Raw genomic sequence first — 6505 nt, forward strand, 5'->3', positions numbered from 1 at the left:
CAGATTGTTGAAAAGTCAAATTGATCGCATTAGCGAAATTGAGGATTGATCGGCAGTGAAGTGGGGGGAGCTTATCTCCCCCTTCCGTCGCCGATATGGCCAATTACACTAACACTTTTTGGAAGGGTGGATTACTTTGATGTTAAAAAATTTCTCGCATTCAGTCTGACGTTGCTTTTGATTGTGTTCATGCTCCCCCAGCCTCTTATTCATGCAAACGCTAGTCCGAGTTTTTTACTTTCCATCACGGAGCCAAGCATATCGGTGGGTAATAACTTTGAAGTGAAGGTAGAAGGAAAACAATTAAGTGACATGTACGCATTTGAAGTTAATTTATCGTTTGATACAAGCCGTTTAGAGTTTCGAAAAAATGACTTTCAAAGTTTACAGTGGGGCCTAAAGTAGAGGGGAACAAAATTCAAATCGCATATACGCAACAAGGCAACGTTCCTGGCCAGAACGGCGATGTAACGCTGGTTACGCTGCCATTTCATGCGGTAAATCAGGGATCGGCCGATATTGTACTGGACAGCGTCCGTTCGCACACACAGGTCTTGAAGCAGGCTCAACCCATACCTACAAGGTGAGGGCAAAGAATTCCGCAGGAGCCAGTGAATGGAGTATAGAGGTAAGTGCAAAGAGTGATACATCATCGAACAACGGAAATAACGGTAACAACGGTAAAAATAATAACAACAATAATAACAACAACAATAATAACAACAACAATAATAACAACAACAATAATAACAACAACAATAATAACAACAACAATAATAACAACAACAATAATAACAACAACAACAATAATAATAACAACAATAATAATAACAACAACAACAACAATAACAACAATAATAACAACAAAAATAATGTATTCAATAGCGATATTGTCAATGAGAGTAAACTTGTTGATACGATCTCTTCCAAAGTAGAGGAAGCCAAGAAGGCTGATGTAAAGGTTGAAATGACTGACATTAAAGGACACTGGGGTGAAAAGACCATAAATACTTTTGTGAAACTGAGCTTTATTGATGGTTATGAGGATGGAACATTCCATGCGGATGATCAAATCACACGTGCCGAGTTTGCAATGATCATTTCTCGCATATTCGATATCAACGGCGGCACTAATCCATCGGTTATTCTGAACGATATTGATAGTCACTGGGCTAAAACCGCCATCGAGAAACTCGCTGGCGCAGGGGTGATTGCCGGTTACGAAGACGCTACATTCAAGCCGTACAAAACGATCAGCCGTGAAGAAATGGTCGTTATTATATCCCGTATTATCAACTTGAGTATGCTGGACAAAGATGTTTCCAAGGGCAACTTGACGGATATGGCAAGCGCAAGCTCATATGCTGAGAATCAAATCAAAGATGCGGCAGAAGCTGGCATCATCAGTGGCAAAAACAATGGGATAGTTGATCCGCAAGGCACATCAACACGTGCAGAGGCACTTACGATCATTCTGAATGCATTAAACCTGAGTCCTCAAGTGAAAGTACTCTTGGACAGCTTGAAATAATAGCAATATGTTCTAGTCATCATTACTAAAAGGAGATTGTGAATATGCCGTCCACCTACACTCGATTCAGTATTCACACCGCTGCGGCAATCTGCTTCCTCCTTATCGTCTTCGTTATTATTAATAAAGGCGCGCCGTTACTTTCCTTTGTGACTACCGAACAAATCCAATCTTTCAAAACCATTTTTATCAGCATTATATTGGAAGCTATCCCTTTCGTTTTGCTCGGCGTATTGCTGTCCGCATTGCTGCAAAGTTTTGTTTCCGAACAAACGATTCGTCGCTGGATTCCTTCCAATCCAATTCTGGGCATTATCTTCGCCTGTTTATTGGGCATTCTTTTTCCCGTATGCGAATGCGGCATGATTCCCGTCGTCAGAAGACTGATTTTGAAAGGAATGCCGGTATATGTCGCCGTCGTTTTCATTCTTACGGGACCCATTATCAATCCGATTGTGTTTTCCGCCACTTATTTGGCCTTTCGCAATCATCCTGCTATGGCTTATTCGCGAATGGGGCTTGCTTTTGCTGCCGCTGCTGTCATCGGTGTACTATTGTACCGGTTCCTGAAAAGCAACCCTCTGCGCAACAGCAAAGAACAATTATCGGCGCAAACATCTTTGGAAGGACATCAGCATCAAGGAAGTAAATTAACAAATCTTTTTGTCCATGCCTCGGACGAGTTTTTTGAAATGGGCAAGTATCTTGTCTTCGGATCCCTGATGACCGCTCTCATCCAAATCTTTATGCATCGTGAAAGTTTGGTCGCCGTCGGACAAGGTCCGCTAAGCTCGCATTTATTTATGATGGGCTTCGCCTATGTGCTGTCGTTATGCTCAACTTCAGACGCTTTTGTCGCTTCATCCTTTCAGTCGACTTTCAGTGCGGGGTCTTTGTTGACATTTCTCGTGATAGGTCCAATGCTGGATTTTAAAAGCACTTTAATGTTGCTCGCCGTATTTAAAACAAGATTCGTACTCGTCTTGTCTATGCTTGTTGCGATTACCGTCCTTGCGGGATCGCTTCTTTGGGAGGTCCTTGGATGAAGGGAAATCGCTTGCTGAGCTTGCATTATTTACTGCGTACGATTATTTTGCTTGGATTTTCGTCCTATATCGTATTTTTGACCAAAACCGATGCGCTCCAGTATTACTTAGCGCCACGCATGATGATCTATGTCAAAGTAGCTGCTGTTGCCTTATATGTTATTGCCTGTTTTCAAGGTTATTCAGCCATTCGTATCTACCAGGGCAAACGAGTGGCCTGCGACTGTGAACAACCTGTTCCTCAATCTGCTGTTCGAAGTACGTTGTCGTACGGATTGCTGATTCTCCCTTTGCTCGTCGGCTTTTGCCTTCCGAATGCTGCGTTAGGCAGCGCTATAGCTTCGGCCAAAGGGATGAATCTCACAACTGTGAAGCAGGAGCGGCCCAAGAGCAGCGCCAGTACAGTCCCAAGGCCGGCGGCGCTCCCGGCAGCAACAGGTACAGCCAATACCGATGCGGAGATTGAGCAAATGTTCCACGATGAGTGGCAAAAGGAACTTTCCCAGATCGGGATGAATCTTTATAAAAAAGATCTGATCGTAGTCAAACCGTCCCTGTATAAAGAAATTCTCTCATCGATTGATTTGTTCAAAAATAATTTCATAGGAAAAAAAATCGAGATCAGCGGTTTTGTTTTCCGTGAAGAGAAGATGAAAAGCAATGAGTTTGTCGTTGGACGTTTTGTCATAAACTGCTGCTCCGCAGATGCCATGCCATATGGGGCCATGATCGATTTCCCGGCAGCTCAGAACTACACCAAAGATACTTGGGTCAAGGTCACAGGCACGATCCAAAGCGGCAGTTACAACGGCAATGATATCATCATGATAAAAGCTGACCAGGTTGAGAAAATTACAGTCCCGGAATCGCCGTATCTTCACGCGAATTACGATCCTCTTAAGGAACTTGACTAAACAAAAAAGGGGTACAGCTATGAACCGGCGCTCACTCTTGTATTTGATAATTATCTTTTTATGCTTATGCTTAGGCACTGCCACAACTGCATTTGCGCATTTTGTAAGCACGGGCTTATCGTCGTTAAATGTTAAAGGGAACGAGATACTCTATGACCTTTATTTTGATGAATTAGATTTGATGCAAAATTTCGATTCCAACGGTGATAATAAGCTGGAGAATGAGGAATTGACCTCGCAAAAAGAGAGTCTCGAATCGTATGTACAGAAGGGTCTGCGTATAGATGTGGATTCAAAGCCCTTAAAGATGGAAATTCTTTCGATGAAGGTGGCAAAAAGGAGTTCCACAAATGCTGTGGTGTTTCAACTGAGGTTTACCGCTGATGAAGTGATCGAACAATTTAATCTTCATTACAATATGGTGTTTGATGACGCGCCTGCTCATACGAGTACACTCATAGTCCGTTCAGGGGAAAATTTACAGAATGATATTATTGATAGTGCTAAGCGAGATATTCTGGTCAACCTTCCTCAGCCTAAGACTGGCGCTGTTCTGTGGAAATACTTTAAGCTTGGAATCGAACACATTTTGATTGGTTATGATCATTTGCTGTTTTTGTTATCCTTGGTATTAATCGCATCTCGCTTCAAGGATGCTTTGAAAATTGTTACATCTTTTACTATTGCCCACAGCATTACACTATTCTTGGTGGCATCGGGCCGCATCCATGTCATCCCGTCTTGGGTCGAAGCGTTGATTGCGGCGACCATCTGTTACGTGGCCGTGGAAAATATGTTTGTTCAAAAGGCGAAATGGCGGTGGATATTGACAGCCCTATTTGGCCTGATTCACGGCATGGGCTTTGCCGGTGCTTTGGCTGAAACAGGACTTCCGAAGGGCAATCTGATTGGCTCGCTCCTGATGTTCAATTTAGGTGTAGAAACAGGGCAAATCATAATCTTATGCCTATTATTGCCTCTCTTGATTTGGCTGCGAAGGTTCCCATGGTATCGTAAAATGATGATTTCAACGTCTTGCCTTATTTTTGTACTGGCATTTTATTGGTTGATTCAAAGATTGTAATTAGGCCATTAATTGATCAATACGAGAGTTAGCGGTATTTTTGCTAGCTCTTTTTATTATTGCGTGTCTAATCAAGTCAGGCACAACTAGCTGGTATAGTCGAAACGGCCGGTAGATCCATTGAAAAAGATGCAATCTCTCATCGCGTAGTGTAACAAGTTGACCGCCATGAGCCCATGTGGAGATCAGCTTCAACCATACTTTACCAAAATATCCATTATTTTTAGCAGGTGGTTTGGGTGATAAACAAGGAACTAGCAAGAAGAATTGGTATTCCAGCAGCAGTTTTCTATGCAGAACTGGTCAGCAAAAGCTTCTACTTTGCAAGTCGAGGGAAGTGGATGCCGGCTATTTTTATTGTACTATTGAGGACATGGAATGTAGCGCGACTTTGAGCAGACATCAACAGGAGAAAGCGGTGAAGTCACTCGTAGAGCTCGGTCTCATTCGGAAATTACTGAAAGGTCAGCCCGCAACTAGACACTTCTTTATCAATTATGATGAACGAATTCTGAAATCCATTCTTGATGATAGTGTGCGACTTGGGAACAATCACGTCATCGACGAAGAATTGTTTTAGGCCTTGGCTAGTTCGTGAATTCTTAATGTCAAATAAGATATCTTGAATATCTTGATTAAACGATAATAAGAAAAACTGAAATGATAATAAAGATCTCTCCACTTACGTGAAGATGATCCGACGTTAAAAATTAGCTATACGGCTTGCAGCGTACTTCTTCTAGAGAATATTGGAAATATCGAAAAAGTTCACTTTTTGTGTTAATTATGCATGTTTTTAGGATACTTTATGGACAACTGATAATTTAATATTATATTAGCATTGCTTACACTTCAATTTATAAGTAATTAGGTCAAGTTAATGATAGTGTGGCTGATATTAACATTGTGGGGGAGCTTTTATGAAAACATACTTGTTTAGAAGTCGTGGAAAAAACAATGAATACTATCCAGATCGAGAAGATAAATATGTTTTTAATAGCAGTGCACCAAGTTGTGACGTTTTGAGACAAGACATAGAGAGCGGTGGTGTTTCGTACTACTTATATTTAATAAAAAAAGGGATAATCGTTGAAAGAGGATTCATCAGTAACTATGAGACAAAGGTTGAAAAGGGGAGGGTAATGTACTATGCTATCTACGAGAATAGAACCACTTTAAATCCATTTTTAGTCATCCCAAGATGGCTTGGTCCAATGGCTGGTATAATTCAATTGGATGATAGTAACAGAAGAATTATTGAAAGTTTAATGTAATTATTTTCTTGTTAAATAACTATAGAACAATCCTAAACTCACAATTCTCTTTCCGAAAATATTCTCCAGCCATCGTCACGTCTATGACACTAAATTAAAATAAATATCTTAACAAGTAAGAGGACAAGTACATATATCTATAGAGATCCTCGCGCAGCGCGGTTTTTATTATTTTAAAGGATGTAAATTCTTGTCTTTTTTACAAGACAAGAATTTACATCCTTTACCGATACTAGACAAGAACATACATCCTTTGTTCTATGTATAATATTTCCCGACTTCAAGGTGGGCTTTTAATGCATGCGGAAACAGGAAGAACCAAGAAACATTTCTTCATCTGCTTGCAAGCACATTTAGTAAAACAATATTTCCGTCACAATGGTCGCCTTGAGCCGGGTCAAATCTGGATGCATTCATTTTTACGGGCAATTTGTTTTACATTTCAAGAAGCTGGGGAAAGCCCTTTTCAATGTATGATTGCAGAGTAACTGAAAACGAAACCGGCTATTGATAGGTCTTTCCATTGGTGCGTCTCATCTGCAGCATGAGATTGATACTGTAACGGGAGATTAGTTGGGAAAATTTACGTTGCTTCGTGTTCACAACCTCAAAAAATTCGACAATACGGGGGAAGATCTCGAGGATTTAATCTCGAT

Annotated in this window: 7 protein-coding genes; all 7 read left to right on the top strand. The window is 41.0% G+C overall.

The features are described from left to right. Window positions 1-583: 583 nt before the first annotated feature. The 7 genes from GC102_RS40325 to GC102_RS14490 all read left to right on the top strand — a co-directional run bounded on the left by GC102_RS40325 (window position 584) and on the right by GC102_RS14490 (window position 6337). Window positions 584-1531, top strand: coding sequence for an S-layer homology domain-containing protein (locus GC102_RS40325; RefSeq protein ID WP_312883271.1), 948 nt, complete (start codon window positions 584-586; stop codon window positions 1529-1531). Between the two features lie 44 nt (window positions 1532-1575). Next, window positions 1576-2577, top strand: coding sequence for a permease (locus tag GC102_RS14465; RefSeq protein WP_171690165.1), 1002 nt, complete (start codon window positions 1576-1578; stop codon window positions 2575-2577). Beyond that, a complete protein-coding gene (locus tag GC102_RS14470; RefSeq protein ID WP_171690166.1) occupies window positions 2574-3491 on the top strand; it encodes a TIGR03943 family putative permease subunit in 918 nt (305 codons plus the stop codon). The genes GC102_RS14465 and GC102_RS14470 overlap by 4 nt, the downstream gene beginning before the upstream one ends. A 19-nt stretch (window positions 3492-3510) precedes the next feature. After that, entirely contained in the window at window positions 3511-4575 is a 1065-nt protein-coding gene (locus GC102_RS14475; RefSeq protein ID WP_171690167.1) for a HupE/UreJ family protein, read from the top strand. A 235-nt stretch (window positions 4576-4810) separates the two neighbouring features. After that, window positions 4811-5155: a hypothetical protein gene (locus GC102_RS14480; RefSeq protein WP_171690168.1), complete on the top strand. Its 345-nt coding sequence runs from the start codon at window positions 4811-4813 to the stop codon at window positions 5153-5155. Between the two features lie 340 nt (window positions 5156-5495). Beyond that, window positions 5496-5849 carry a hypothetical protein gene (locus GC102_RS14485; protein ID WP_171690169.1) on the top strand — a complete coding sequence of 118 codons (354 nt, stop codon included), beginning with the start codon at window positions 5496-5498 and terminating at the stop codon, window positions 5847-5849. 296 nt (window positions 5850-6145) lie between these two features. Beyond that, window positions 6146-6337 carry a hypothetical protein gene (locus tag GC102_RS14490; protein WP_171690170.1) on the top strand — a complete coding sequence of 64 codons (192 nt, stop codon included), beginning with the start codon at window positions 6146-6148 and terminating at the stop codon, window positions 6335-6337. The last annotated feature ends 168 nt before the right edge of the window (window positions 6338-6505 follow it).

Source organism: Paenibacillus germinis (genome assembly GCF_013141785.1).
Taxonomy (GTDB): domain Bacteria; phylum Bacillota; class Bacilli; order Paenibacillales; family NBRC-103111; genus Paenibacillus_E; species Paenibacillus_E phytorum.

What these genes read in the sequence shown, in the direction of transcription:
- GC102_RS14470 (WP_171690166.1), top strand. Translation starts at nt 2,574, where the DNA reads ATGAAGGGAAATCGCTTGCTGAGCTTGCATTATTTACTGCGTACGATT.
- GC102_RS14485 (WP_171690169.1), top strand. Translation starts at nt 5,496, where the DNA reads ATGAAAACATACTTGTTTAGAAGTCGTGGAAAAAACAATGAATACTAT.
- GC102_RS14490 (WP_171690170.1), top strand. Translation starts at nt 6,146, where the DNA reads ATGCATGCGGAAACAGGAAGAACCAAGAAACATTTCTTCATCTGCTTG.
- GC102_RS14465 (WP_171690165.1), top strand. Translation starts at nt 1,576, where the DNA reads ATGCCGTCCACCTACACTCGATTCAGTATTCACACCGCTGCGGCAATC.
- GC102_RS14475 (WP_171690167.1), top strand. Translation starts at nt 3,511, where the DNA reads ATGAACCGGCGCTCACTCTTGTATTTGATAATTATCTTTTTATGCTTA.